Genomic DNA, 25,078 nt, shown 5'->3' with positions numbered 1-25,078 from the left:
CGACTCGACCAGGCCATCCCCCTGTTCGAACGCACCCTCACCGAGGCAGAACGAATCCTGGACCCGGCGCATCCCTTGCTAGCAGCATTCCGCGCGAACCTCGACCACGCCCGTAAAACCGCCCGACCGCGCGGCTTCCTCCGCCGCCGCAGATAAATCCCATCCACCTCCAAAACCTCACCCACCTCGAACCCCGGAGAACTTCAACCACCACAAAATCTTGCCACCCCTGCCGTCGCCAAAATCTGACAACGGCACATTACTCGCCACTACCCCAGGGACACAGATATTTCCCTGCGAGTGCCGACCGAAAATAAATGCAATCACCAAATCGACACCAGTAAATTCCCCTACAATCAATACCTTGAAAGCAGGCAGGGAATCGGGCCGGTCCAACCATCCATGAAAAACGATTTTCATGTAACCAGTACTCCGTACGCCCCCTCACATGCTCAGAATGGCCACGGTCACCACAGGCACGCCACCCAGCGCCACCAGAACCAGCATCGCCGGAAAGACAGGCCCGCCACCGAACGCCAAGCTATACTGGCACCGCGCCACCACCCGCCCAGCACAGCTCACACCACCGGCGTTCGACAACCAGCAAGAAAACCCCCGAGCGCAGCGCAGGGAAAGCCGTCCCGACAGACACCTGATAACTATGACTCCGACGCTCGCGCACCACCTGTGAACAGGCAGTTCAGCATTCCGCACCAGGCTCAATTGCTTCTAAGCACTGGGTCGCAGGTTCGATCCCTGCCGGGCGCACCGATCCGTGTATTGCGCGAACCTCCGTACCGTCGCTGGACGGTTGCGTTCCGTCCTGCCCGCTGTCGCTGCCGCCCGTGGGTGCGGCTGACTGGGTGGGGATGCGGAACGTGGGCTGGATGTGGCTGCGGCTGGTCACGGTGATCTCGGCGACGAGGGCGTCCGTCAGGCGGCGCAGCGTAGCGGGCGCGCCGTCGCGGATGGCGTCAGCGATCTGGGTGGACAGGCGGGTCAGGTCCGCGGCCGTCGGTGGGACGGGCTGGGTGGCGTCGTCTGCGAGGTGCTCGACGAGTTCGGCCCGGCGGCCCTGCAGTTCCTTGATCTTGATGGTGAGTTTCTCGATGCGGCCACCCACGAGGGCGTCGGTCATGGTGCCGGCTTCGAAGGCATTGAAGTAGCGGTCGATCGCGGTCTCGGCCTTGCTGATCTCGCTGTCGACGGTGGCGAGTTCGTCGCGGTGGGCGGCGCGGGTGTCAGCGATGCGGCCGGCGAGCGAGGCGGCGGCTTCGGTGACCAGTCCGCTGCCGGCGTAGGTTTCGATCATGGCGTTGAGGATGGCCGCGTCGACCTGTTCGGCGGGCAGGCGCTCGGCCGGGCAGATGCTGGTGCCGTAGCGGTTACGGGTCCAGCAGCTGTAGTAGCGGTATCGGTAGAGGTTTCCGCGGGCGGCGGTGCCGATGTAGTGCCGGCCGCATTGGGCGCAGCGGATCTTTCCGGTGAGCAGGTAGTCGGAGCCGGACGCGGCGCGTTTGGTGGCGGTGGATTTGGCGCGTTCCGCCAGGATTTTCTGCGCTTGGTGAAAGAGGTCAGGGTCGATGATGGTGGGGTGTGGTGCGGCATGCTCGACATCACGGAAGGTGATGTAACCGAGGTATACGCGGTTGCGCAGGATGGTGAGGATTGCGGCGGGAGACCAGGGAAGGCCGGTTTTGGTGCGCAGGCCGTCGCTGGTGAGTTTGCGGGCGATGGCCTGGCTGCCGAGGCGGTCGTTGACGTACTCGGTGAAGATGCGGCGGACAATGGGGGCTTCGACGGGGTCCACCGTCAGGTGATCGGTGTTGGGGTCGATCTGGTAGCCGTAGGGGCGGGATCCTCCTTGCCATTGCCCGAGGCTGGCTTTGACTTCCATGCCGTTGATGACCCGGTCGATGATGAGGGCGCGTTCGAACTCGGCGATGACGCCGAGAATCTGAATAATCATGCGTCCGGTGGCGTTGCCGGTGTCGAAGGGCTCGGTGGCGGAGCGGAACGCGACTCCGGCCTTGTCGAGGGTTTCGAGGAGTTCGGTCAGGCCGCGTAGTGAGCGGGTGAGGCGATCGAGGCGGTAGACGAGCAGGATGTCGAACTTTCCGGCGCGTGCCGCAGTGAGGGCACGTTGGAGCTGGGGGCGGTCGGTGGTGGCGCCGGACGCCTGGTCGACGTACTTGCTGGTCAGTTCCCAGCCGTCCTGGCTGGTGATGAACGCCAGGAGCTTGGTCTCCTGCGCTTCCAGGGAGAACGGCTGGTTCTTCTCGTCGGTGGAGATGCGCAGGTAGATCGCTACCCGTTTGGTCGTGCGGTCGGGCTGGTGGATGCGACTTTTTCGATGGCTGGACGTCACGTCAGTTCTCCTCGGGAATGAACGATCGACAGGTCAGCGACGCGCCGATAATGGTGGACGCCGGGTTATCGCTGTTTATTATCGCTCGCATTCAACGGCGGGACGACCGTCATTCGACATCATTTGGCGACTCTTCCTGTTGTCTGCTTCGATGTGCGCGAAGGAGGTCCGTGAGGGCGCTGACAGCGGCGGCGCGCTCCTCAACGGTCAGGGAAATAAAGTGCGGCGCTGCGACGATTACGTCGATAGATGGGAGGGCTAGGCTTCTCCGCCTGACAGGTTTCTTCGGCCGGTGGGTGGCCGGGCGGCGTCCGACTACGGGTCGGGTTGCACTCGGGTCTGGCGGGGTCGTGTCATCGGTTGACGCGATAGCCCAGTTCTCCTCTGTCTAGACACCACGGGCTTTTCCTGCTCGACGTCGCACTCCGAAACCGGAGATCTCCGTCGAGACTCTTCTCAACTTCCGATACCCGGAACGTGAGCATCCGGGATTTCTTTTGGTTTTTGCTTGCAAGGGCGGCGGTTTGGAGTTCTCCTGCTGGCGGCCCGGCGCATGTCGGGTCGCCGTTCGGAAATATGCGGAGGGTTTCTGGTGTCGGTTTCCTTGAACGACGACGGGTACAGGTCCGGTACCTCGCGCCTGGTGGCAGCGGCGCTTGCCGCCGCGGAGGGGTCGGTGACGGTGGCGGAGCTGGTGGAGAAGACGGGGCTGGCGCGCACGACGGTGAGTCGTTCGTTGACCGTGCTGGAGGCCGGCGGTCGTGCCGTGCGCGTTCCCGGCCGGCGGCATGGTGCCGGCCGGGATCCGGACCAGTGGAGCCCAACCGGCAAGCCGGGTTCGGCTGACACGGCACCGCCGCCGGTGCCATCCAGCCCGGGGGCGGACGTGCCGTCCCCGGGCAGCAGGTCCGAGATCGACGGCGCGCCGGTGTGGAGGGCACAAGGCCGGGTGACGTCGACTGGTAGTCGACTGGCGCCGGGTGGGCTGCGGGAGTTGGTGGTGGCCTGCCTGGGCCGGGATCGGACCCGGGCCTGGTCGGCCGGGGAGATCGCTCGTGTGGTCGGCCGTTCCGCCGGGGCGGTGACGAACGTGTTCGATCTGCTGATCGCGACCGGCGTCGCCGAACAGGCCGGGACGGGCCGTCCCCGCCGCGTCCACCTCCGATGAGGCGAGGCCCCCGGCGGCCCGCCGGCCCGTTCCCGCCAGGTCACGACCGGGAGCCGGACCCGGTCGGGAACCAGCCACAGGAGCAGGATCGCGCGTCGCGGCTGGTGGACTACGGAGCGGGCAGCAGCATCCTCACCGGCCGTCTCGACGAGACAGAGATCCTGATCCGCCCCGAGGGCGGCACCGCAACCGGGCCGGTGATTCTGCTGCGCCTGCTCAACACCCTCGGCGATGTCAGCGCCTGCTATCTGACCCCTACGGAAGGCCGAGCGCTGGCGGTGGCGCTGCACCGCGCCGTCGACCAGCAAAGCCCGTCCTCGGGAACGGCCGTCGCGCCGAGGTGAGAGCACACTGGCGGCCGGCGGGAGAGCCGGCCGCCGCCTCTCCCCGTGGACGGGGCTCACGCGACCTCCGGGAGATGCGGGGCCGGGAGCGGGGCGGTGCCGACACTGAACTCGCTGATCTGTAGAGCGAATCCACTGTTTGGCAGTTCGTTCAGCCGGAGGCGGCGCCGAGTGCCAGCCGCGCTGGCCAGCCAGACCGGACCGCTCACGCCTTCTCCCGACGCGGCGAGGAGCTCGGCCGTCGTGGTCGCGATTCCCTCCCGACCGGCTCCGATGAGCCTGTGGTGGAAGTGCGTCTCACGAAGCGCGGAATGTAGGTGGAACAGGACGGTCATGCCCGGATAGTGAGTCGCATAGGCGGTGATCTTGCTGCCTAGCCGTTCCAGCGACTCGGTCCCCCGGTCGTACTCGACGAAGAACGTCGTCACCCGCGAGCCTTCGATCCACCGGCCGTACCCATCCGGACGGACCGCCCCTGCGAGCCGGTGCCATTTCATCACCTCGTAGATGGCGGATTCCGAGTACCAGCTGGCCAACCGGATCGCTGGACGGGCAGCCGCGTCTCGAGCGAGGCCGGTGAAAAAGCCGTTCACACCCAGCTGGTGCTCGAGGGTTCCGCTCCGCGCCAAGCGGAGCACCGCGGTGTTGTGCGCCGACCGAGACACCGGCCGCTCTGCCCGCGCAGCAGCGAGGAGCTGCACCGCCGGATGGCTCAGCGTGTACCGCCACGCCTGCGACCCGGGATACACCCGCGCGCGGAACCGCTCCAACGCCCCTCGGCGCGTCAACGCCAGCAGCCGGCGCTGCGCCCGATCCACCGAGGGATACAGCAACGCGGCCACCTGCTCCGCGGTCAAGACACGATGCGCCGCCAGCACATCCAGTAGGTAGAGATCTCTGTCGGTCAAACCCTGCAGGAGCGCCAGCGGACCTACCGGCCGGCCCCGCCCGCGCGTCGAAGTCGTGGGAATACCTGCTCCAGGACGTCGAGTCTGGATCCGTCCGCGAACCCACCCAGCCGCGCTGACCTGCGTCAACGCACGCGCCGGCTATCCGGCTGGCCCGCCGTCTCATAAGGCGGTGGGCCAGCCGGTCCCAGACACGGTCGGCCAACCGGACCGCCACGCGGACCCGTCGTAGGGGTCGCGGCGGTGCGCTGGCCGACCGGCGTGCGGCTAGGAGGTGACCTTCAGGAAGGTTCGTGGACGGAGAATGGTCGCCATCTCTGTCGTTCCTCCTTTCCGGCACGACGCCACACATGTGGCACCCGGCTGCGGACCCGCGTCCCCCGCTCACGGGAAACAGCTCCCGGGAGCGGCTCGCAGGCCACCCGACTCACAGCAACACCCGCTGGACTTCTCGCTCCGTCACCAGTCCGGTGGACCGCCGACGGAAACGAGTCCCAGCGCCTCGCTGCTACCACCACCCCGTCTCCCACCGAACCGGCCGCCCGCTAGCGGGTCGGTGCCCGGCGGTCAAGGGGGCGGATACGACCGTAGCCCCATTCCACCGTCCGGGACAAGCTCGCCCACGACCTCTCAATTCGCCTCGAAACAGCCCCTCAAAGCCAGGGAAGCGACACTCGGCGGCGCTGTTCCCGCAGGCCACAGACCCGCAGCCCCCTCCGATCGACATAAGGGACATACCAGGGCGATGATTATTTAACCGGCAAACCTGAAGTTCTGCTCACGCAAACGAACATCGGCTAACTACTCGGCGCTGGCAGATCGCGGTTGTTGGCCAGCCGCCGATGGGCAAGCTTCTCTGCAGTTGACCACAGCGGGGCACCGCAGCGGCGCCTGGCCAAGCGCTGCTGCGGTGCCCCGCTTTGAGACAGCCGTGGCCAACCGATCGCCCCGGCGGCCAAAACCGATGGACGGCGCCAACGCCCGGGACGATCGTGGTCACCTGTGGAACAGCGCGAGATCTGGGACGTTGATGCCGCTCAGCGCTATGACACGCCGGGCGTCGGTATGTTCGCCCCCGAGGTAGTGGGGCCGACCGTGGACCGCTTGGCAGGGCTCGCGGGCACCGGGAGGGCATTGGAGTTCGCCATCGGCACCGGCCGGGTCGCCGTCCCGCTCGCCGCGCGAGGGGTGCCCGTCACCGGGATCGAGCTATCCCTCCCGATGATCGACCGGCTACGCGCGAGGGCGGACGAGGCGGCGATTCCCGTCATCGTGGGAGACATGGCGACGGCGGTCGCTCCGGGCACCTACGCCCTCGTCTACCTCGTCTACAACACGATCTCCAACCTGCTCACGCAGACCGAGCAGGTCGCCTGCTTCCGCAACGCCGCCCGTCACCTCGCCCCCGGCGGCCACTTCGTGATCGAACTGTGGGTGCCAGAGCTACGCAAGCTTCCACCAGGCCAGCAAGCCGTCGTCTGGCAGTCCGACCCCGACTACATCGCTCTCGACACCTACGACGTCCTGCACCAACACGTCGTCTCACACCACATCAGGCTCGAGGAGAACGGAGAAGCCCGGCTGGCACGCAGCCACCACCGCTACATCTGGCCAGCCGAACTCGACCTCATGGCGCAACTGGCAGGCTTCGAACTCGAGACCAGGCACGCCGACTGGCACGGCACCGCGTTCACCACCGAGTCCCGATCGCACGTCTCCGTCTACCGCATCCCGGCGAATCGATCGATCTAAACCCAGCTACGGCGCGTAGCCAGGAACCAGCAAGCTCATGCCACCACAAAGCATCCGCCTCGGCCGACGACGGGCGCAAGAATGCCCCGGCATTGCTCAGCACCACCCGCAGCCTGGCCAACAACGACGGCTCCCGRCCATCGACGGGCCGATCATCTCACCGAATGGCCATCTGTCCCCGATCTCTACGACCATGCACGCAACGATTAGTTTTGGACCGCTTCCGGTCGGCTGGAGGTCCAGACAGCCCGGCTGATCGCGTGGACGTTGTTGGCCTTCCAGGGGCCGACGTCGGCGATCTCACGGAAGGTCATCTCGAGCTTGCGGGCGATCGTGTTCATGCCCGTGTTCTCCTGATGCGTGGCGGTGATCAGCTCGTCGACGTCGAGGTGGGCGAACCCGAAGTCGAGCGCCGCCGTGATCGCCTCGGTGCCCAGGCCCTGGCCCCAGCGGTCGCGGCGGATCGACACCGCGACCTCCACCCCCGGCCAGCCCTGCGCGAAGTAGGTGCCGGCCCGGCCGAGGAACTCCCCGCTGGCTCGGTCCTCGACCGCCCACATGCCGTGCCCGCGGATCGCCCACATACCGATCAGATGGGTGACCAGCCGCTCGGTGCCGGCCCGGTCGAACGTGCCGTCCAGGTAGCGCATCGTCTCCGGGTCCGCGTTCATCGCCGCGTAGGGGTTCAGGTCGGCGGCCATCCAGCCGCGCAGCACCAGCCGCTCGGTGAGCACGGTGGGGATGGTGACGACGGTCGGGGTTCCGTAGTGGAGGGTCATGGTCACGCCTGGCCCACGGTGAGTTCGAGGCGAGGGCGTGCCTGCCAGMGGTCCCAGAAATCGCGGACGGGTTCGATGGTGAGGTGGCCGGTGAACGCCGTGGCGATCTCTGCGACCCGGTCAGAGACCGAGGCGGTGGGCCGGGTGTCGAGCATGTCGACGACCTTCCCGGCCATGGTCGCGGCTTCGTCGATCTCGGGCTGTTCACGGGCGGTGAGGCTGGCCGCGAGCGCGAGCAGCGCGTGGCCGTAGTCCTCGAACCCGCCCGCCTGGCCTCCTTCGTAGGCGGCGAGCGCGGCTCGGGCTATCGGCTCGGCCTCGACGCCACCGCCGATCCGGGTCAGGACCCCGGCGTACATCATCTCGGCGGCGGCTGGGCCGAACGGGCTGATCCCGGGCTGCAGCGGCAGGTCCGTGACCGACGTGCGCATCCGGTTCAACGCCGCCCTGGTCCCGGAGGCGTCGCCGAGCGCGCCGAGGGCTCGTGCTTCGTAGCTGGCGATCCGGGCGCGGGTGTACGGGTTGTCCGCCACGACGGCGGTTTTCCGGGCCGAGACGGCGGCTTCCTGGTAGCGGCGGCCGTAGAACGCCAGCGTCGTCACCATCTCCCCAACCGACGCAGTGAGGACGACGTCGTCGGTCTGGCTGGCGTGGTCCTCGGCGAGGCGGATGAACCGGCGGGAGGCCAGGGTGTCGCCGAGGTTGAACGACAGCCGCGACAGCATGTAGGAGGCGTAGCCGGCGGCGACGGTGAGCCGGGTCTGCGGGCGGGCCCGGCCGCTGCCGTTCATCAGGTGGTGGTGCGCCGACTTCCACGTCTTCCACACCTTCGGCGCGAGCCGCTGGTGCGGTTCGACGGTGAACGCGACGGTGTGCGCGTTGATCGCGTCGTCGATCTCGTCGAGGGTCAGCACATCGGGGGCGGACGAGGTCCACTCCCGGTACATCTGGGCGGCGACGAGGCTCGCGGCGGCGAGTTCGAACGCCTGCCGGCGGTTGGCGTCCACGGGTTCCTCCTGCCTGCTCGGGTCGAGCCCAAGATCCCGGGCCCGCTTCTCCCTGACAGCTTCGTCCCGCAACCGCCGGATGGCTCCCCCTGCGGCCAACGCCGTGTCCAGCGCGTCCGCGAGGTCCGCGGACGGGATCTCCTGGCCGTTGACGGCCCGAGAGATCTGCTGGCGCTTGAAGCCGGTGCGGGCTTCGAGCCGGCTGTTGTTGGTCCGATGCTGATCACGCAGTGTCCGCAGCAGATCGGCCAGGTTGGCGAGTGCGTCGTTTCGCTGACCAGCTTGCACCTTCGGCCTCCCCGTCGACGCCTACGCAGGTGGGTGCAACGAGCTGTTGCATGCACGCAACGAGCCGTTGCGTTCTGTTGCTCCGTTTGGGCGCAGTGTGTCATGGGTGCTGCGCGCGGTGAACACGCCGATCCGATCCCGTCCGTTCCACCAGCTCAGGGCGGATGAACCCCGGGTCGTGTCGTGTCGCCGCTTCTGCTCCCGCCGGGCCTGGGCCGAGTCGTGCGGCCTGGGTTCGGCGGGCTCCACCCGTCCACACCGATCGCATCGTTTCGAGGAACCCGTGTCTGTTGCGCCCACCGGCATGCCTGTCCTGGCCGTCCCACGATGGCGGCGCCCGTCCACGCTCGATCCGACGGTGCCCGATGCCGTCGAGGTCGCCCTCGACGATCACCGTGTGTTGATCAGGTCGAGTCTGGGCCCGTCGGTGCGAACCACCCCCGGCGCGTTCGGGGACTTCGTCCGTGCGGTCAAGCGGGGCGAGTACGACGACCTGCTCGGCGAGGTGGCGTGATGCCCGCCTCGGCGCAGGCGTCGATCGCGCTGCTGCACACGGCCATGGTCGACCTGGTCCTGGCGAAGGAGCCCGTCTCGGCCCCGGTCGTGGCCGCGTTGCGCGCCGTGCCCCGGGACCTGTTCCTGCCCGACGCCTCCACCGAGGAGGCCTACAAGGACGACGTCGTCGTCACGAAATGGGATGTCTACGGAGCACCGCTCAGCGCGGTGTCGCGGCCCTCCACCGTCGCGGCGACGCTCGAGCAGCTCCGGGTCGAACCCGGCCAGCGGATTCTGGAGATTGGCTCCGGCGGCTACACCGCGGCGCTGTTGGCTGAGCTGGCCGGGCCTACCGGCCACATCACCACCATCGACATCGACCAGTCCGTAGTCCACCGCACCCACGCCTGTCTGGACAAAGCCGGCTACACCGACGTCACGGCACTGATCAACGACGGCTATTTCGGGTTTCCGCTCCGCGCTCCTTACGACCGGATCGTCGTCACCGTCAACGCACCCGACATCCCACCGGCCTGGACCGTCCAGCTCGTCCCCGGCGGACGCATCGTCATCCCGCTGCAGCTACGCGGCCTGCTGCGCACCGTCGCGTTCACCTGGGACGGCGAGGTTCTAGCCTCGGACTCGATGCGGCCGTACGGCTTCGTCCGTCTCCAGGGTGCCGGGGCCCGTGTCTCCTCGCCTCGGATGATCCGCCTGACCGACGGGGTCCATCTTGACGTCGACGACGGCCAGGACGCTGATCCCGACGCGCTCCGCGACGCGATCAGCGGGCCGAGCCACACCCACTCCGCCGGGGTGTCCCTCTCCCCCTCCGCAGATGACCTGCCGAGTCTTGATCTGTGGCTCGCCACCGTGCAGCCCACCTACGGCCGGCTCCACGGCACCGACGCCTCCGCAGGAGCCGAACTGCCTGCGCCCACGACTCCGGCCGGGGTGTCAGCCTGCTGGTCCGACGACAGCCTCGCCTACCTGACCTTCAACCCGACCGGCGGGACCGGGGTTGAGATCGGGGTCGTCGCGTACGGCCCCGACCGTTACCGGCTCGCCGACCTGCTCACCGACGACGTCCGCATGTGGGACGCCGAGCGGCGCGGTGGGCCGGACCCCACCATCCGCGTCTACCCCACCGAGGCCGGCCGCGCCTCGGCGCCGGCCGGCCGGATCCTCACGAAACCATCCGCCCAGCTCCTGATCACCTGGGGCTGAAACCCAACCATCCGACGATCGTGAGAGGAGAACGGTGTTGAGCGACGTGCACGGGCATCAACGACCGCCCGCAGCCGACGAGGAAGCACGCGCTGAGGATCTGCGGGCCCGCCTCGTGGATGACCTCGTCGGGGCGGGCTCGATCAGAACGAAGGAGGTCGAATCCGCGTTCCGCGCGGTGCCGCGGCACCTGTTCGCTCCCGAGGTGTCGCTCCAGGACGCCTACGCCGACGACATCGTGCGGACCAAGCAGGACCAGCACGGCATGACCGTCAGCTCAGTCTCCGCGCCCTGGCTACAGGCCACGATGCTCGAACAGGCCGGGATCAGCCCCGGCATGCGGGTACTCGAAGTCGGCTCCGGAGGCTACAACGCCGCACTGATCGCGGAACTCGTCGGCCCGACCGGCGCGGTGACCACCATGGACATCGACGCCGACGTCACCGAACGAGCCCACCACTGCCTCGCAGCGGCAGGCTACGACCAGGTCCACGTCGTGCTGGCCGACGCCGAACACGGCGCCCCCGAGCAGGCACCCTACGACCGGATCATCGTCACCGCGGGCGCCTGGGACATCCCACCCGCCTGGACCGATCAGCTCGCCCCGGACGGCCGGATCGTCGTCCCCCTGCGGATGCGGGGGCTGAGCCGCACGGTCGCGCTCACCCCCCGCGACGGCGTTCTGGTCAGTCTCGACCATCAGATGGCCGGCTTCGTGCCCGTGCGCGGCGACGGCGCCCATCCCGAACGCCTCGTCCCGCTTCACGATGCCGACGTGGGCCTGCGGTTCGACGAGCAGGTTCCCGAACTCGACGCCGCCGCGCTGCGGGCCGCGCTGCTCACCCCGCGGGCCGAGGCGTGGTCGGGGGTGCGGTTCGGCGGGATGGAACCGTTCGACGGGCTGCTGCTATGGCTGGCCGGCACCCTCGACAACTATGGCCTGCTCTCCCGCGCCCGCTCCCAGACCGCGCGAGAACTCGTCGACCCCGTCTCCCCCATCGGCACCCCCACCGCCGTGGAAGCGGACAGCTTCGCCTACCTCACTCTACGAAAGGTCGAGGACGGCGACGACACCTACGAGTTCGGCGCCTACGCCCACGGACCCCACGCCGCCCACCTCGCCGACCTGGTCATCACGCAGGTCCAGGTCTGGAACCGCACCCATCGCGACGGGCCCGCGGCCACGATCAGCGTCCACCCGGCCACAACTCCGGCAGAGGCACTCCCGGCCGGCCGGGTGATCGCCAAGCGTCATCGCATCGTCGTCCTGAGCTGGCCCTGACCAGCACAGCGACACACTCACCACCACCCTTCTGAAGGAAGGCATCGCCATGACTCCTGCCCACTCAACCGCCCCGGCTCCGCTCCCCCTCGCCGGCGACTACGACCTGGACGTCGAGATCGTCGACGGCGGACCCGTCATCCCCGAGCTGCTGCGCTCCACCAGCGACAACTGCGGCAAGACCTGCTCGTCGGCCTGCACCAGCTGCAAGCAGAACTGAACCTCCGCCGCTGAGAGGTGCGTGATGTACCGCAGCCTTGACGTTCCGCTGCTACGGATGGCGGTGGTCCCCGCCGATGTCGACCTACCGCCATGGCCCGACCTCGACGACAACACCGACGGCGCTGTAGCCGGCTGGACGGATTGGCTGCGGGACATCTGGGCACGGTCCGTGTTCGCCGACGCGATGACGCTCGCCAGCCCGTCGCTGGCGGCGCGGGTCGCGTCGATCTTCGACGGGCAGTGCCACGATCGGCGGGCCGTCCGGCGGGCTGTCACGGCGACAGCCCGGTACACGTTGCGGATGCTCGGGCGCGCCACCCCGTTCGGCCTGTTCGCCGGTGTCGGGCCCGCGGGTTTCGGCCCGCGGGCCCGTGTCCGGCTCGGCGACGAGCATCGGGTTCACGCCCGGCCGGGCGGCGGCTGGCTCGCCGCGCTCGCCGACGATCTGGAAGCGTGCGACATGCTGCTGCGGCGGCTGCCGGTTGCTGCCGACGGGCTGCCAGTCGCCCGAGGCGACCGACTGTTCATCGGCCCTGTTGTCCGGCCCGGCGACGATGCCGGGGAGGAGACGGTGGTCGAGGTGTCGGTGCGCCGCACCCGGGTTGTGGAGGCCACATTGCGCCAGGCGGCGAGCTCGCGGCCCGTCCCCGAGCTGGTCGCTCGCCTCGCCGCCGACGCACCCGCCTCCGCTACCGGCCAGATCGAGACCATGGTGATCGAGCTGGTCCGCCGCCGGTTCCTGCACACACCCCTACGCCCGCCGACGACCATCACCGATCCGCTCGGCGAAGTCACCGACCAACTGGCCGCGGCACGGACTTACGACCTGCCCCCACTCGCCGGCCGCCTCAGCACGATCCGCGACCTACAAGACCTGCTCACCCACCACGACAACTCGAGCTCGGCCTCGCACCGTCGCGCGCTGCGCACGCAGGCAGCTGCACTTCAACGGCGCGTCGTCCCCAGCGCCGACCCGGACCTCGACGTAGGCCTCGTATTGAACGCGGATGTGGTCCTACCGGCGGCTGTCGCCGAGGAGGCAGGGGCCGCCGCTCAGGCGCTCGCCCGGCTCACGCCGCCGACTGCCGTCCCCTCGGAGTGGGCGGACTGGCACGAAGCCTTCCTGGAACGCTACGGTCCCGCCGCCCTCGTCCCACTGCTGGAAGCCGTCAACCCTGACACCGGCCTCGGTCTGCCCGCCACCTTCCGCGGCTCCACACGCTCCCACCGCCCCGGCGGGAACGCGGCCCGCGATCAGCGCCTGGCCGCCCTCGCGCAGCGGGCGGCCCTGGACGGCTCGCTCGAGGTACGCCTCGGCGACGCCGCCATCGCGGCTCTGGCCGGCGACACCGCACCGGCCAGGGTTCCACCGCACGCCGAACTCATTGCCGAGGTCCACGCCAACGACCTGCCGGCCTTGTCCCGCGGCCTGTTCACCCTGCGTGTGACCGGAGGCGGACGCGCCGCCGCAACCACCACTGGCCGCTTCCTGCACCTGCTCGACCCCGCGTCCTTCGACCGGTTCCGCGACATCTACGCCGCACTGCCCACCATGCGGGCCGGCGCGACGGCCGCGCAGGTTTCCTGTCCGCCGCTTCCCGCAGCCACCGTCGGCGTGGCCCGATCACCGCGGCTCACCGACACGGTGATCACGCTTGCCGAGCATCACGACGCCGGTCCGTGCGTGCTGCGTCCAGCCGATCTGGCTGTCGGTGCCGACGCTGAGGGGCTTTACCTGGTGTCGCTGCCCGACCGGCGTCTCGTCGAGCCGTCCGCCGCGCACGCGGTGGAGTTCCGGTACCACACCCACCCGCTGGCACGGTTCCTGTGCGAGCTGCCCACCGCCCGCGTCGCCGTCTCCATCCCCTTCTCCTGGGGCACCGTCAGTGGGCTGCCGTTCCTGCCCCGGCTCGTCCATCGGCGCACCGTGCTCGCCCCGGCCCGCTGGAACCTCACAGCCGCCGACCTGCCCGGCCGCGCCGAGCCGGCGAAGGAATGGCGCGAGGCCCTGGCCCGCTGGGGCGGCACGATCCCAGTGCCCGCACGGGTCCAGCTCGTCGAGACCGACAACCGGTTGCGTCTCGACCTGCACGCTGACTCTCACCTGGCCCTGCTACGCGATCACCTGCACCGCCACGGCTCCGCTCGACTCGACGAGGACGCCGCCCCGGGCGCCTTCGGCTGGCTCGACGGCCACGCCCACGAACTGGTCATCCCGCTCGCCACCACCGCCGCACCCCTCCCGGGACCAGCACCGGAACGCCTCGCGGCAACCGTGCCCGTTACTCGGTCGGATGCCCAGCTACCCGGTGTGTCGCCGTGGCTGTCGGCCCGGCTCTACGGCCACCCCGACCGGGCCACCGATCTCCTCACCCGCCTCCACAACCTCATGGACGCGTGGCCCGACCCGCCCGCGTGGTGGTTCCTGCCCTACCGCGACACCGAGCCCCACCTGCGACTACGCCTCGCCGTCAACGAACCTGGCGGCTACGGGCCGGCGGCCACGCGGCTGGGAACCTGGGCGGCGGCACAGCGCGAGGCCGGACTGCTGTCCCACCTCCACCTCGACACCTACCAACCGGAAACCGGCCGCTACGGCTGCGGCCCGGCGATGACCGCCGCCGAAGCCGTCTTCAGCGCCGACTCCGCCGCCGCCCTCGCCACCCGCCGCCTCGCCGCCAGCGCCCGCCTGCCCGTCGAAGCGCTCACCGTCGCCGGCCTGATCGACATGGCCATCGCCTTCACCGGCGCGTCTTCCACCGGCATGCGGTGGCTTCGTGACGTGCTGCCCCACGAGCCCGCCCGCGTCCCACGGACGGAACGCACCACCGCACTGCACCTGGCCAACCCCCGAGATGACTTCGCCCGTCTGCGGGCCGTGCCGGGGGCCGACACCGTGTTGTCCGCCTGGCAGACGCGGGCAGCAGCACTGGCTGCCTACCGGAATGCCCTCGCCGCGCAGCGCCCGCCTAACCAGGCCTTGGCCTCGCTGCTGCACCTGCAGGCCGTCCGAACCCTCGGCCTGAACCCCGCCGCCGAACAGACCTGCATCGCTCTCGCCCGAGCCACAGCCGCACGCATCCTCGCGACCACCGAAGCAACCGTCTCGTGATCGACCGCGATCAGGCCGCCGCCACCGCAGCCAGCCTCGCCACCCGTCTCACCATCCCGGCTCAGAGCGAACTCGGGCAGACCGTGCAGTCGCTCGCCGACGGAGCGGCCGGCATCGCCCTCCTCCATGCCGAACGAGCGCACGCCAGCGCCGAGCGCTGGGAGCCCGTCCAGACGTGGCTGACCGCGGCCACCTCCGGCCACGTCAGCGTGGCGATGGACAGCTCGCTCTACGCCGGCGCCCCGGCGGTCGCCTTCGCCCTCCACACCGCCGCCGGGCAGAGCCGCCGCTACACCACAGCGCGCACCGCGCTCGATCAGGCCGTCGCCACCATCGCCCACCGCCGCGTCGACGCCGCCAACGCCCGCATCGACCGAGGTGAACCGGGACGGTTCACCGAGTACGACGTCATCAGCGGGCTGACCGGCATCGGCGCCCACCTCCTCGCCCACACCCCCGGCGACGACGCCCTCGGCCGCATCCTCGCCTACCTCGTCCGCCTCACCACACCCCTCAACCTCGGCGGCGAGGAACTCCCCGGCTGGTGGTGCAGCCACGACCCATCCCAGGGCAACGCGCCGGAATTCGCCGGTGGACACGCCAACCTCGGCATGGCCCACGGCGCCGCCGGCCCGCTGGCCCTGCTCGCGCTCGCTGCCCGCGCCGGGATACACGTCGACGGTCAGACCGACGCGATCAGCAGGTTGTCCGCCTTCTACGACCGATGGCGCCAAGACTCCCCTGCCGGCCCGTTCTGGCCCCAGTGGATCACTCGCGCCAACCAGCACTCCGCAGCACCGGCCCAGCCCGGCCCCGGCCGTCCGAGCTGGTGCTACGGCACCCCTGGGATCGCCCGCGCCCTTCAGCTTGCCGGCCTCGCCACCGGTGACACCACCCGCCAGAACTCCGCCGAACAGGCACTCGCCGCCTGCATCGCCGACTCCACCCAGCTCGCCCACCTCACCGACGCCGGGCTATGCCACGGATGGGCCGGGCTCTACCAAACCGTCACCCGCGCCGCCGCCGACGCCACCACCGACACCCTCAGCCGCCACCTGCCGACACTCGCGGCCTTCCTCCTGCTCTCGGCCCCTTCAACCAGCGGGCGGGCTGCTGGGCTCCTCGAAGGAGACACCGGCATCGCCCTCGTCCTCCACAGCGTCGCCACCGGCACACCGGCCACCGGATGGGACAGATGCCTGCTGATCCACTGACCGTCCCCAGCAGAGCCATCGGCACCGAACAGGCCGTACTCGCCGTGCTGGCCGGCATCCCGCTACCCACTGCGGCAGCCCATGCCGCCCTGCCTCCCGACCAGCTCGCCGCAGCCGTAGCCACCTACCAGGCGGCAGGTCGCGCCGCGCTCGCAGTCCAAGGCACCGCCTGGTTCCAGGTACGCGTCACGTTCCCCGACCCAGCGGACACAGAGACCGCCGCAGCCACCCACCTGGCACCCGTCCTGCGCCACGCCCAGGCCACCGACTCTGTCGACTCCTGGTGGTTCGTACGCAAGTCGCCCGACTGGCGGCTACGGCTCTCCCCAGCCAGCGGCCAATCTGTGGCGGAGCTCCGTGCCACCCTCCGCCCCGCCTTCGACGACCTGACCCCGGCCGGAACGATCCACACCTGGACGGAAGGGATCTACGAGCCGGAGGAGTACGCCCTCGGCGGCGAGATCGGCACCGACATAGCGCACCGGCTGTTCACCGCCGACAGCGGCCACATCCTCGACCGCATCCACAGCGAGATCACCAGCAGGACCCCGCCGACTCTCGGCCGCCGCGAACTGTCGATACTGTTGATCGGCACGCTCATGCGCACCGCAGGCCTGGACTGGTACGAACGCGGCGACGTCTTCGACCGCGTCAGCCGCCTACGCCCTCCACCAGCAACATCACCCACCGCCGCCGAAATTCAACGGCTGGCCACCGCTCTACGCAGGCTGCTGACCGCCGACACCGACCCGGCAGGCGACCTGTTCAGCGCGGACCGACCGCTGGCCAACCTGGCAATCTGGGCCAGCGCCTTTCACAATGCCGGTCGGGCCCTTGGCCAGGCCGCACACACCGGGACCTTGCGCCGCGGGCTACGCGACGTCCTCGCCCACCATGTGATCTTCCACTGGAACCGCCTCGGCCTGAATGTCGAGACCCAGGGCATACTCGCCGCCACAGCACGCGAAACCATTCTCCGCGCTCCCGCACTCCCCGAAGCGCTAACGCCGCAGGCACGCTGATGTGGCCGCCGCCGAACGACGCAGACACCGTCACCCGCATGCGCGCAGCGCACAAGCGCGCCAGCACCGCCCTCCGGGTCACGGTCGACCGGACCCAGGCTGAGGAAGCGTGGGGCTTCGCCGGACGAACTCTCGGCCGACCGGTAATGACCTCCGACAGCCCAGGCTGGCTGCGGATCGCCGCCGCCGAAGCTGGACAGCAGATCACCACGTTCTGGGACGGCGGGCGCACCGCACAGCAGGCGCTGCCAGCATCCATCCCACGCCCAGCGCTACGCGCGATCCACGACCATCACCACGACGGCTGGGACTACCGCGCCGAGCTGTACGACCGCGTCCACGTCCGACCTCTCGCCGTCACCACCGTGCCGCGGCGGCTCACCGACTCACCGAACAGGCAATGGTTCCAGGCACTGCGCCACTCCCTGCGCATCCTCGCCACGGTCTCCACCGACCGGCGCACCATCGAGCAGTCCAACCTCGACGACGTCATGCCCAGGATGCTCGGCGAACCGATCACCACCACGGCGCCCGCACCGTGGGTAACTGCGCACGGAGACCTGCACTGGGCCAACCTCTGCGGCCCCACCCTCCGCGTGCTCGACTGGGAAGGCTGGGGCCTGGCACCCTCCGGCTACGACGCCGCCACCCTCTACTGCCACAGCCTGCTCATGCCAACGCTCGCCGCACAGGTTCAGGCGGGCTTCGCAGACGCGCTCTCCACCGAGAGCGGCCGGTACGCCGAACTGGCCGTCATCGCCGAGCTACTCGACACCGTCCCCTCCGGCACCGGTATCGATCATGCGGGGCTGCTGCGCATCCGCGCCACACATCTTCTCCGCCGCGCCATACCCCGCCCGAGAGAAGGCACCGTCACGAGGCCAGGTCAGACATGACCCGCCGCAACGGCCATGCTCGGGAACAGCTCCACTGGGCAGCGTTCCGGGCCTGCGCTGGGGCCGAGCATCTGCCACCAATGCCTGCCGGACGGTGGTGGCCAGCTCTGGACCCCCAGGGCTCGCCAGAACTGGCCCACGAAAAATCTCATCGCCACTGTGCCGGAAGGTGAAGCTGTCCCGCACCCAGCGGAGACCTGCAGGCAAGCCTCGCTATTCAGCGGAGGATCCCACATCAGCCAGAAAATGATCTGACGGTGATCTGACTGTTGTTGCGTATGCAACTTCTGTCAGATCACCGTCAGACCTCTACGGCCCTGGCCTACCTGCCCTTCACGCGGCAGAGGTGATGATCCGCGGGCCACACTTGCGCACCGGGTTTCCCGGGGTCGGACGCTACCCTCACCCGGCGCAGGCACCGCACGCGTTCTCGTCGCGCACCTGCGAAACGACACCCAAGCCAAACTCAGCAGATGGAACCCGATTCTGCCGCCGACAGAGCAGCCTGACGCCGTTCGGTCCCGCCGGCCGAGCCTTACACGTGGCCGATCAACCGACGGCGGCCCGCCCATCCGCTCCAACGTGCGACAGAACACGCCGGCGGCACGCGCCGCATTCAGGTCCGCATTCGTCCGGAGTCGCCGTTGTCGACACCAGCTTCACTTCCACGTCGGTCCGCGTCGCAACGCGTCGACGAATGCTACAACATTTCGATGCCGGAGTCGTTCCGAGGAACGGTGCAACTGGAACTACTTGAACGGGACACCCGGGAAATCCGCGAGAACCGTGCCAACACCATCTTCGAGTGCCACATGCGGTGACGCCCTACAGTCCTGGCAGCCAATCGACCAATCGACTCCATGCGGTGGGGCCGTTCACCGCGACGAGAGTTGTCGCAGACACCAGAAGGGAGGTGAAGGACACCAGCAGAGCTCTCCTGCCGAGTCTGGAGCTGGCGGCACTGGCTCCGAGTGAAGACGTGATCGCAAGTACCTCTCGGTACGCCGCGTCATCAGCTATGAGCTTCTCGAACAGCTCCTCTCGCGACTTGCCGAAATCTTCGATGACATCGAATTCTTCCCGAGGGTTCGGAACTCCTGGCGCTGGCACGGCCTTCACTTCGATGCCATTCCAGCGCCTCCAATGCGGCGACCAGAGCTCGGCCGTGTCACGGGCAACGGCAGGCAGGTCAAGGCTTGTCGTCAGGAGGTGGCGCTTGAGGGAGTCCAGTTGCCGAGGGCCGAAGTCACGGTGCTTCGACCGTGCCGTGTCGCGCCGTTCTGCCGCCTGTTCCCTCAAATGGCGGGCATACTGGAGAACAGCATTGTGGAGCAGGAACGCGCGCACGGCGTCATTGACCAGTGCTGCAAGGATGCCTTCGGAGTAGGGCCTCGCGCCGTACCCGGGTCTTTCGTTGGCGTCCGAGAAGGTCTGGTAGGCGGCCACGACGCCCCAGCAGTTCTGTAGTGGCTTCTTGGGTCGTGGCAGCGCCTCGCCTGGGACGAGTACGGCGCCAGGGATCTGTGGTGACACGTAGTTGCAGATGTGGCGGACCTCCATGCCGAGAGCGCGCAAAGGGTCTCCCATGGACTTGCCAGCTACCATCACGGTGGGGTCGAACTTGCTGAACGTGTTGAAGTCGATCACTGGCTGACGTGCCGGGGTGCGCGCGAAGAAGCCTCCACAACGCTCGGCTAGCCACGTGCGTGCTGTGTCATGTAGTCGCTGTCGTTCTCGCTGCGTTGCCCGGATCGCACTGAAGTACCTGTTCTCGGTGTGGGGTCGCCGCATTCCTCGCCACTCAAAGATCGGCTCATGCTTCGCCTTCCAGACCTTGTTCAGCGCGCCTCGCCCCTCCTCACTGAGTCGAATAAATGCGACCACGGCGGTCAAGCTTGTGCCGATCTGAACGCCCGTCAGTTCGATCAGTTCGAATTCGGACGGCAGCACTTCGCGCTCCGCGTCGACCAAGTAGGGCGAATTGGGGTTGGCCACCGCGCCGAGACGGCTCCATAGGAAGCCGTTACCTCGGCGCGCGCGCTCCACCTGCTCGGCGTTGCTGCCGTCGATGGAGCCCATGAACTTGCTGTCACCCCAGCCGTTCTTCTTGAGTGCTCGGAGCAAGTCATCGTAGAGGCTTGGCGGGAAGAACTCGACAACCCAGATACCCCCCTGGGAGACCTCCTCGTCTGCCGGGACTATCAGATTGCGTAGCCGATCGGTGCGCTGCTCGATCTTCAATCGTTCGAAGTGGTCGAAGGCGTTGAAGAAGTTGAGGYCTTTGTTCAGGCGCAGGCGGAGGCGCCAAGGGATCAGTCGACGGCGCCACCCAGACAGCGTCCAGTTGATAGCGCGGTAGGGAATGTCGTACCAGCGCCAGCGGGTGCCGATCTCAGGTACGAGGTCGTACTGTCTCTTGATCTCTGCGCTGATCCCGTCGTAGTCGATGCTGGCTGCTACCGCTGCCGCATCTGGGTTGCGAAAGGCTACGTTCGAGTCGCCGCCGCCTGGAGGCTGCGCTGCATTCGTTTCGGCGGCCGAGGCGACCCGATTCTTATCTGACCCCATGCCAGTTCCTGTTCATTCCGTAGCATCGCGTGAGCAACGCTTCCTTGCAGTGCGACTCCGCCTCGTCAATCTCGCACGTGGTGGCAGCGGGCCCGAAGACCTGAAGGATACTGAACCTGAAGTCACGAGCGTGGATGGGATCGAGTCCTGCGAGCGTCGACCCGCTCGATCCGCCCGCGCATCCTGCGTCGGCGGACTGGGTCGGCGGACTGGGTCGTCGAGCGGACTTTCCGGACCGGATTCGTGGTCGGTCGGCACGTACTCGCCGACGACGGGGACGCCGGGCCACCCAGCGGACCCGTTCCGGCGGACGTCGAGCTTGTACTCGGGACACACGTGCGGCCCGGCGAACCCCCGCCGGCTCGTGCCATGAAGTCACGCGTGACGTGCCGGCTTGCGAACTCGACCGCCCCGGCGGACGTCGGCTCAGCAGAAACGGCCAGGCGGACTTCACCGTCCACGCGAGCGCGGTCTGCAACACGTTGCAGGCGAGATAGAGATCCTCGCCGTCGGCTCCGAACTCGGTCGGCTCGCGTTACACCACAAGTTTCGAAACCCTCAACGTCGCCCAGATGTGAACCGGCCTACCGCTTCTTGGCCCTTCGCTGTCGGAGCGGTAGGCAGGAGGGCAGGCACGGGCCAACGGTCACGAAGGGCACGAGCGCCGGCAGCAAGCACGTCCAAGCGGCCGTCACGTGCCGCGTCGCCGTCTGTCGACCGAAGCGCCTCTGTCATGCGACCGGCCAAGGTGAGGATTCGTCGGACAGGCCGGAGGGCGGTGTGTGGGAGCACCGCAGCCGTCGCTTCCAGACCTGCGGTGGTCACGACGAGATGCTCGGCGAGGACGTGGAGACCGACACCGGCTTCCGAGTGGAGGACCCCGCGCATCTCGTCGAACGCCACGACGAGGTCGTTGACTGCGAACCAGGCCGCCGCCCTCGCAGCATCCTGCGGTGTCTCGGCGGCACACCGGGCGGCGGCGAGCAGAGGCAGGAAGGTGCTGGGCGTCTGACCGACGCTCAGATCGTTCGTGGATTTCCGAGCCGTCCACGCCGCGTCGAGTACCGACCGGTCGACGTCGAAGACGGGTGCTTGACGGCCGTCCCTGACGGTGACCGTGACGCGCGCCGCGTCGGCCAGGTACTGAGACGCCATCAGTATCGCCTCGCAGCAGTGGGCGACCTGGTCGGCTGGCAGCGCGGCGAGGTCCACAACGAACTCGCCGTGCTCGTAGCGGTAGTCCATCACGTGCAGGCCGAACCCGCCAAAAGCGGCCACGGCACGGTGCTCGTCGAGGATGCGGGATCTGGTCTTGGGACCTGGCGAGTCCAGCAGACCGCCGAGTTCGGGTGAGGCCGCTCGTGCGCATGCCCACCCGGACTCGGCACCGCTCATGAACGAGTAGGCCTGGTCGGTCGCGGTCCTCAACTCCTCGCGGGTCACCGTACTGTCGCCGATCGTGAGTCGCTGCGTGGCGTCATCCCACGCGTAGTCCTCGTGCGCGGCCGCGTTCCGGGCGACACTCAGGATCGGTGCCGCGGCGCTGGCCAGAAGAGGATGGCCGTCGCTGAGCAGTTGATCTCGAAGCGCCGCCAGCTCCGGTATCCGGACAAGCCGGCGTCCCCGTATCCGAAGCAGGGCCGCCGCCCACGGCCGCAACTGCCCTTCGACCACCTTCCGATAGAGGTCGAGAGCGACCATCGCCTGCTCGTCTTCCCTCCCTACCTCGCGCAGCGTACGGACAGTCAGATTCATGGACCTGCTATTGGCGGCGCTCCTGTCGACCCTCCACATCAGCTCGCGCAGCAGCGCGGCGGTACCCACTGGATCGACAGCCATTCCTTGCTCGACCAGCCGGTAGACGCCGACTGCGGCCTTCACCGCGTTGAGCTGCCGGGGTGCGTTGACGAGCGCCCCGGCAGCTCGGATCGCATCAAAGGGATGCTCCGGACGGACGGGGAACACTCCCAGCACGACGTCGAGGACCTCGCCGAGCTCGTCGCTACGGCCGTGGAATGCCGTGAGGACCCTGACTGTCCCGGGTACCCGCCACGCATTCTCCGGGCTCGCCGCCGGAACGCCGAAGGCAGCCAGGTACGGGTCTTCGTCCGTGGCAGTGGAGAACGCAACCAAGTCTCGGTAACGCGCCTTGAGCTCAGCGCGGAAGCCGGGCACGTCGACCGCACGCCCAGTCGCGATCGCGCACAACGACTCGCGGGCCCGAGCGGATACCACAGCCCGCAACCGCTCGACTGCGCCGGCGTCGGCGGGCCTCAGCGAGGCAAGGCACCAGAGGTCGTGAGTCGTGGCCGCCACACCGCCGGCCAGACTGGTCGACGCGATCCGCAAACCTGAGGCGTCGCTCGCGAAGAATGCCGACCTCACCTCCTCTACGAATCGTGCCAGATCGTCGACCGCCCGTAGGAAGGCCAGGTCGGCCAGGGAGGACGACCAGCCATCCGGGGACGCGGGGATCGACGCTGCGGGTAGAGGATCAAGCGGCCCCAAGCGCGCGAGCGAATCCTGGGTCAACCGTTGGACAGCTGCCTGAGGCAGGGGCATACGACGGATTGTCGCGGACGGCGCCGTCTCTGACCAAGTGGATTCGACGCGACGAAAAGGGATGCAGGTGCTCCACGTCCACCGCAGCCACTCGTCGGCCCTGAGGCCGAAGGCCCGACCATCCAGCAGCGGGCCAAACATGACTGGCACTGAACCCGATTGCGCGGGGCAGCGGCAGGTATCCGTTGGGAGGCTTCACGGAGAAGGCCGAGGGGGTTCGCCCACGACCCGCAGAGCATCGTGGAAACGACGGCGAGAGTGTCCGGAGGCCCAGGCGAGGCGGGCCTCGTCCCGGACCCTGAGGGTTTGAAGTCTGCCCTCAGTTGTAGCGTCGTAGGTCGGGTCGAACGTGGTGCCGATGGCTTCGGAGTGGGCTACCGCTCCTCGCAAGAAACACGTCGTCGGTGAACAGCCGTGCGGCGTCATCAGTCCCATGGTTCCGGTGTGGAAGCCGATCGAGACGGCGGGCCGGGGCGGACGAGCGCTTCGAGAGAGTGTCCGATCAACGTTGGGTGTGGTCTGGCCCGTGCCGCCGAGGCTGCCTCGGTGCGAAGGGACGCTCACGAGCGGGAAGCTCGATCCCATGCCGACCCCGATCGATCATCAGCAGCTGGCCGCCGAGCTCGTCGCGAAGGCCCGCGCCGAAGGTGTGGACCTCGTCGGGCCCGGTGGGCTGCTGACCGGGTTGATGAAGACCGTGTTCGAAGCCGCGTTGGAAGCGGAGATGAGCGCGCACCTGGGCTACGACAAACACGACCCTGCCGGTCGTGACAACGGGAACTCCCAGAACGAGATCCGAACGAAGACGGTCCTGACCGAGATCGGCCCGATCGAGATCGATGTCCCTCGGGACCGGGACGCCAGTTTCGAGCGGTGATCGTACGGAAAAGGCAGCGCAGGCTGAACGGTATCGACTAGATCGTACTGCCTCTGTCCGCCCGCGGCCTCACCGCTGGTGAGATCGCCGCGCATTTCGGCGAGGTCTACGGCGCGTCGGCGTCGAAGGACACGATCTCCCGGATAACCGACGAGCTCGTCGCCGAGATGACCGAATGGCGCAACCGGCCCCTCGACCTCGGGCATCTACCCAGTGATCTTCGTAGACGCGGTCGTCGTCAAGGTCCGCGACGGCTAGGTCCCCAACAGGCGTTATACGCCGTCGTCGGTGTGACCGTGCACGGGGAGCGGGCCTGTGGGCCGGTGACGGCCACGAAGGCGCGAAGTACTGGCTCCAGGTCCTCACCAAGATCAAAAACCGGCGTATCGAGGACGTGTGCATCGCCGTCTCTGACGGGTTGAAAGGCCTCCCTGAATCCATCACCACGGTGTGGCTGCAGGTCACTGGGCCGGCCTGCGCCATTCACCTCCTGCGGAATTCTTTTCGTTAGGCCGGACGGCAGGACTGGGAGAAAGATCTCCAAAGACCTCAAGCCGGTCTACACGCCACCGACCGTGGCCGCCGTCGAGGCACGTTTCGCTGAATTCGCCGAGACCGGGGCTGGGCGCTACCCGGCCAACATCCGGCTGTGGCGCAACGCCTGCGAAGAATTCATCCCGTTCCTCGACTAGGACGTGGAGATCCGAAAGATGATCTGCACGACGAACGCGATCGAGTCGCTGAACGCCCGCTACCGGCGAGCTGTCCGCGCCCGCGGTCACTTCCCCAGTGAGGAAGCCGCACTCAAGTGCCTGTATCTGGTCACCCGAGCCCTGGACCCCACCGGCCGTGGCCGGGCCCGCTGGATGATCAGATGGAAGCCCGCGGTGAACGCCCTCGCGATCGCCTTCGAGGGCCGTCTCACCCCGACCACCACCCACTAACCCATCACCAACCGCCACGACCAATCCACCGGTAGTCGGATAC

18 protein-coding genes and 1 pseudogene are annotated in these 25,078 nt (G+C 68.3%); 12 read left to right on the top strand and 7 right to left on the bottom strand.

Annotation, left to right across the window (positions count from 1 at the left end):
• Positions 1-177: 177 nt before the first annotated feature.
• Both CcI49_RS41440 and CcI49_RS07590 read right to left on the bottom strand, forming a co-directional pair.
• Positions 178-420, bottom strand: coding sequence for a hypothetical protein (locus CcI49_RS41440; RefSeq protein ID WP_131831030.1), 243 nt, complete (start codon positions 418-420; stop codon positions 178-180).
• Positions 421-700: 280 nt separating this feature from the next.
• Positions 701-2,368, bottom strand: a complete 1,668-nt coding sequence (locus tag CcI49_RS07590) for a recombinase family protein (RefSeq protein WP_076825266.1) — start codon at positions 2,366-2,368, stop codon at positions 701-703.
• A gap of 592 nt (positions 2,369-2,960) precedes the next feature.
• On the opposite strand from CcI49_RS07590, the gene CcI49_RS07585 reads away from it, so the two are divergent.
• Positions 2,961-3,536, top strand: a complete 576-nt coding sequence (locus CcI49_RS07585; protein ID WP_158230722.1) for a helix-turn-helix domain-containing protein — start codon at positions 2,961-2,963, stop codon at positions 3,534-3,536.
• Positions 3,533-3,880, top strand: coding sequence for a hypothetical protein (locus CcI49_RS07580; RefSeq protein ID WP_131831029.1), 348 nt, complete (start codon positions 3,533-3,535; stop codon positions 3,878-3,880). Before CcI49_RS07585 ends, CcI49_RS07580 begins: the two co-directional genes overlap by 4 nt.
• Positions 3,881-3,936: 56 nt before the next feature.
• Here CcI49_RS07580 and CcI49_RS07575 read toward each other — a convergent pair whose 3' ends face one another.
• The gene (locus CcI49_RS07575; RefSeq protein WP_277872697.1) at positions 3,937-4,758 is read right to left on the bottom strand and encodes a replication-relaxation family protein; all 822 of its coding nucleotides are present in this window, start codon (positions 4,756-4,758) and stop codon (positions 3,937-3,939) included.
• A gap of 1,032 nt (positions 4,759-5,790) precedes the next feature.
• Here CcI49_RS07575 and CcI49_RS07570 point away from each other — a divergent pair.
• Positions 5,791-6,540 (top strand): class I SAM-dependent methyltransferase, encoded by a 750-nt coding sequence (locus CcI49_RS07570; RefSeq protein WP_076825260.1) that lies wholly within the window; start codon positions 5,791-5,793, stop codon positions 6,538-6,540.
• 206 nt (positions 6,541-6,746) lie between these two features.
• On the opposite strand, the gene CcI49_RS07565 is transcribed toward CcI49_RS07570, so the two are convergent.
• A complete protein-coding gene (locus CcI49_RS07565; RefSeq protein WP_076825258.1) occupies positions 6,747-7,319 on the bottom strand; it encodes a GNAT family N-acetyltransferase in 573 nt (190 codons plus the stop codon).
• A gap of 2 nt (positions 7,320-7,321) precedes the next feature.
• On the bottom strand, positions 7,322-8,614 hold the full coding sequence (locus CcI49_RS07560; protein WP_076825256.1) for a hypothetical protein: 1,293 nt from the start codon (positions 8,612-8,614) through the stop codon (positions 7,322-7,324).
• A 283-nt stretch (positions 8,615-8,897) separates the two neighbouring features.
• On the opposite strand from CcI49_RS07560, the gene CcI49_RS07555 reads away from it, so the two are divergent.
• The 8 genes from CcI49_RS07555 (at position 8,898) to CcI49_RS07520 (ending at position 18,084) form a co-directional block, all read left to right on the top strand.
• The gene (locus CcI49_RS07555) at positions 8,898-9,128 is read left to right on the top strand and encodes a DUF397 domain-containing protein (protein WP_241839946.1); all 231 of its coding nucleotides are present in this window, start codon (positions 8,898-8,900) and stop codon (positions 9,126-9,128) included.
• Positions 9,128-10,336: a methyltransferase, FxLD system gene (gene fxlM, locus CcI49_RS07550; RefSeq protein WP_054566842.1), complete on the top strand. Its 1,209-nt coding sequence runs from the start codon at positions 9,128-9,130 to the stop codon at positions 10,334-10,336. The genes CcI49_RS07555 and fxlM (CcI49_RS07550) overlap by 1 nt, the downstream gene beginning before the upstream one ends.
• A 37-nt stretch (positions 10,337-10,373) precedes the next feature.
• Positions 10,374-11,618 carry a methyltransferase, FxLD system gene (gene fxlM / locus CcI49_RS07545; RefSeq protein ID WP_347280105.1) on the top strand — a complete coding sequence of 415 codons (1,245 nt, stop codon included), beginning with the start codon at positions 10,374-10,376 and terminating at the stop codon, positions 11,616-11,618.
• Positions 11,619-11,667: 49 nt separating this feature from the next.
• A complete protein-coding gene (locus CcI49_RS07540; RefSeq protein ID WP_076825254.1) occupies positions 11,668-11,838 on the top strand; it encodes an FxLD family lanthipeptide in 171 nt (56 codons plus the stop codon).
• Between the two features lie 24 nt (positions 11,839-11,862).
• The gene (locus CcI49_RS07535; RefSeq protein WP_054566841.1) at positions 11,863-14,952 is read left to right on the top strand and encodes a lantibiotic dehydratase; all 3,090 of its coding nucleotides are present in this window, start codon (positions 11,863-11,865) and stop codon (positions 14,950-14,952) included.
• A complete protein-coding gene (locus CcI49_RS07530; protein ID WP_054566840.1) occupies positions 14,949-16,166 on the top strand; it encodes a lanthionine synthetase C family protein in 1,218 nt (405 codons plus the stop codon). Before CcI49_RS07535 ends, CcI49_RS07530 begins: the two co-directional genes overlap by 4 nt.
• The gene (locus CcI49_RS07525; protein ID WP_054566839.1) at positions 16,148-17,188 is read left to right on the top strand and encodes a thiopeptide-type bacteriocin biosynthesis protein; all 1,041 of its coding nucleotides are present in this window, start codon (positions 16,148-16,150) and stop codon (positions 17,186-17,188) included. Before CcI49_RS07530 ends, CcI49_RS07525 begins: the two co-directional genes overlap by 19 nt.
• 146 nt (positions 17,189-17,334) lie before the next feature.
• On the top strand, positions 17,335-18,084 hold the full coding sequence (locus CcI49_RS07520) for a hypothetical protein (protein WP_241839945.1): 750 nt from the start codon (positions 17,335-17,337) through the stop codon (positions 18,082-18,084).
• Positions 18,085-18,909: 825 nt separating this feature from the next.
• Here CcI49_RS07520 and CcI49_RS07515 read toward each other — a convergent pair.
• Positions 18,910-20,652 carry a hypothetical protein gene (locus CcI49_RS07515; protein ID WP_076825249.1) on the bottom strand — a complete coding sequence of 581 codons (1,743 nt, stop codon included), beginning with the start codon at positions 20,650-20,652 and terminating at the stop codon, positions 18,910-18,912.
• A gap of 558 nt (positions 20,653-21,210) precedes the next feature.
• Positions 21,211-23,355 carry a hypothetical protein gene (locus CcI49_RS07510; protein ID WP_076825247.1) on the bottom strand — a complete coding sequence of 715 codons (2,145 nt, stop codon included), beginning with the start codon at positions 23,353-23,355 and terminating at the stop codon, positions 21,211-21,213.
• 442 nt (positions 23,356-23,797) lie between these two features.
• On the opposite strand from CcI49_RS07510, the pseudogene CcI49_RS07505 reads away from it, so the two are divergent.
• Positions 23,798-25,035, top strand: a pseudogene (locus CcI49_RS07505) (IS256 family transposase).
• Positions 25,036-25,078: the final 43 nt, after the last annotated feature.

The organism is Frankia sp. CcI49 (assembly GCF_001983215.1).
GTDB lineage: Bacteria > Actinomycetota > Actinomycetes > Frankiales > Frankiaceae > Parafrankia > Parafrankia irregularis.
Note: the sequence above shows the minus strand (reverse complement) of the source record. Positions and strands in the feature narration are given on the sequence as shown.

What these genes read in the sequence shown, in the direction of transcription:
- CcI49_RS41440 (WP_131831030.1), bottom strand. Translation starts at nt 420, where the DNA reads ATGAAAATCGTTTTTCATGGATGGTTGGACCGGCCCGATTCCCTGCCT.
- CcI49_RS07580 (WP_131831029.1), top strand. Translation starts at nt 3,533, where the DNA reads ATGAGGCGAGGCCCCCGGCGGCCCGCCGGCCCGTTCCCGCCAGGTCAC.
- CcI49_RS07565 (WP_076825258.1), bottom strand. Translation starts at nt 7,319, where the DNA reads ATGACCCTCCACTACGGAACCCCGACCGTCGTCACCATCCCCACCGTG.
- fxlM (WP_054566842.1), top strand. Translation starts at nt 9,128, where the DNA reads ATGCCCGCCTCGGCGCAGGCGTCGATCGCGCTGCTGCACACGGCCATG.
- CcI49_RS07540 (WP_076825254.1), top strand. Translation starts at nt 11,668, where the DNA reads ATGACTCCTGCCCACTCAACCGCCCCGGCTCCGCTCCCCCTCGCCGGC.
- CcI49_RS07535 (WP_054566841.1), top strand. Translation starts at nt 11,863, where the DNA reads ATGTACCGCAGCCTTGACGTTCCGCTGCTACGGATGGCGGTGGTCCCC.
- CcI49_RS07525 (WP_054566839.1), top strand. Translation starts at nt 16,148, where the DNA reads ATGCCTGCTGATCCACTGACCGTCCCCAGCAGAGCCATCGGCACCGAA.
- CcI49_RS07520 (WP_241839945.1), top strand. Translation starts at nt 17,335, where the DNA reads ATGACCTCCGACAGCCCAGGCTGGCTGCGGATCGCCGCCGCCGAAGCT.
- CcI49_RS07510 (WP_076825247.1), bottom strand. Translation starts at nt 23,355, where the DNA reads ATGTTTGGCCCGCTGCTGGATGGTCGGGCCTTCGGCCTCAGGGCCGAC.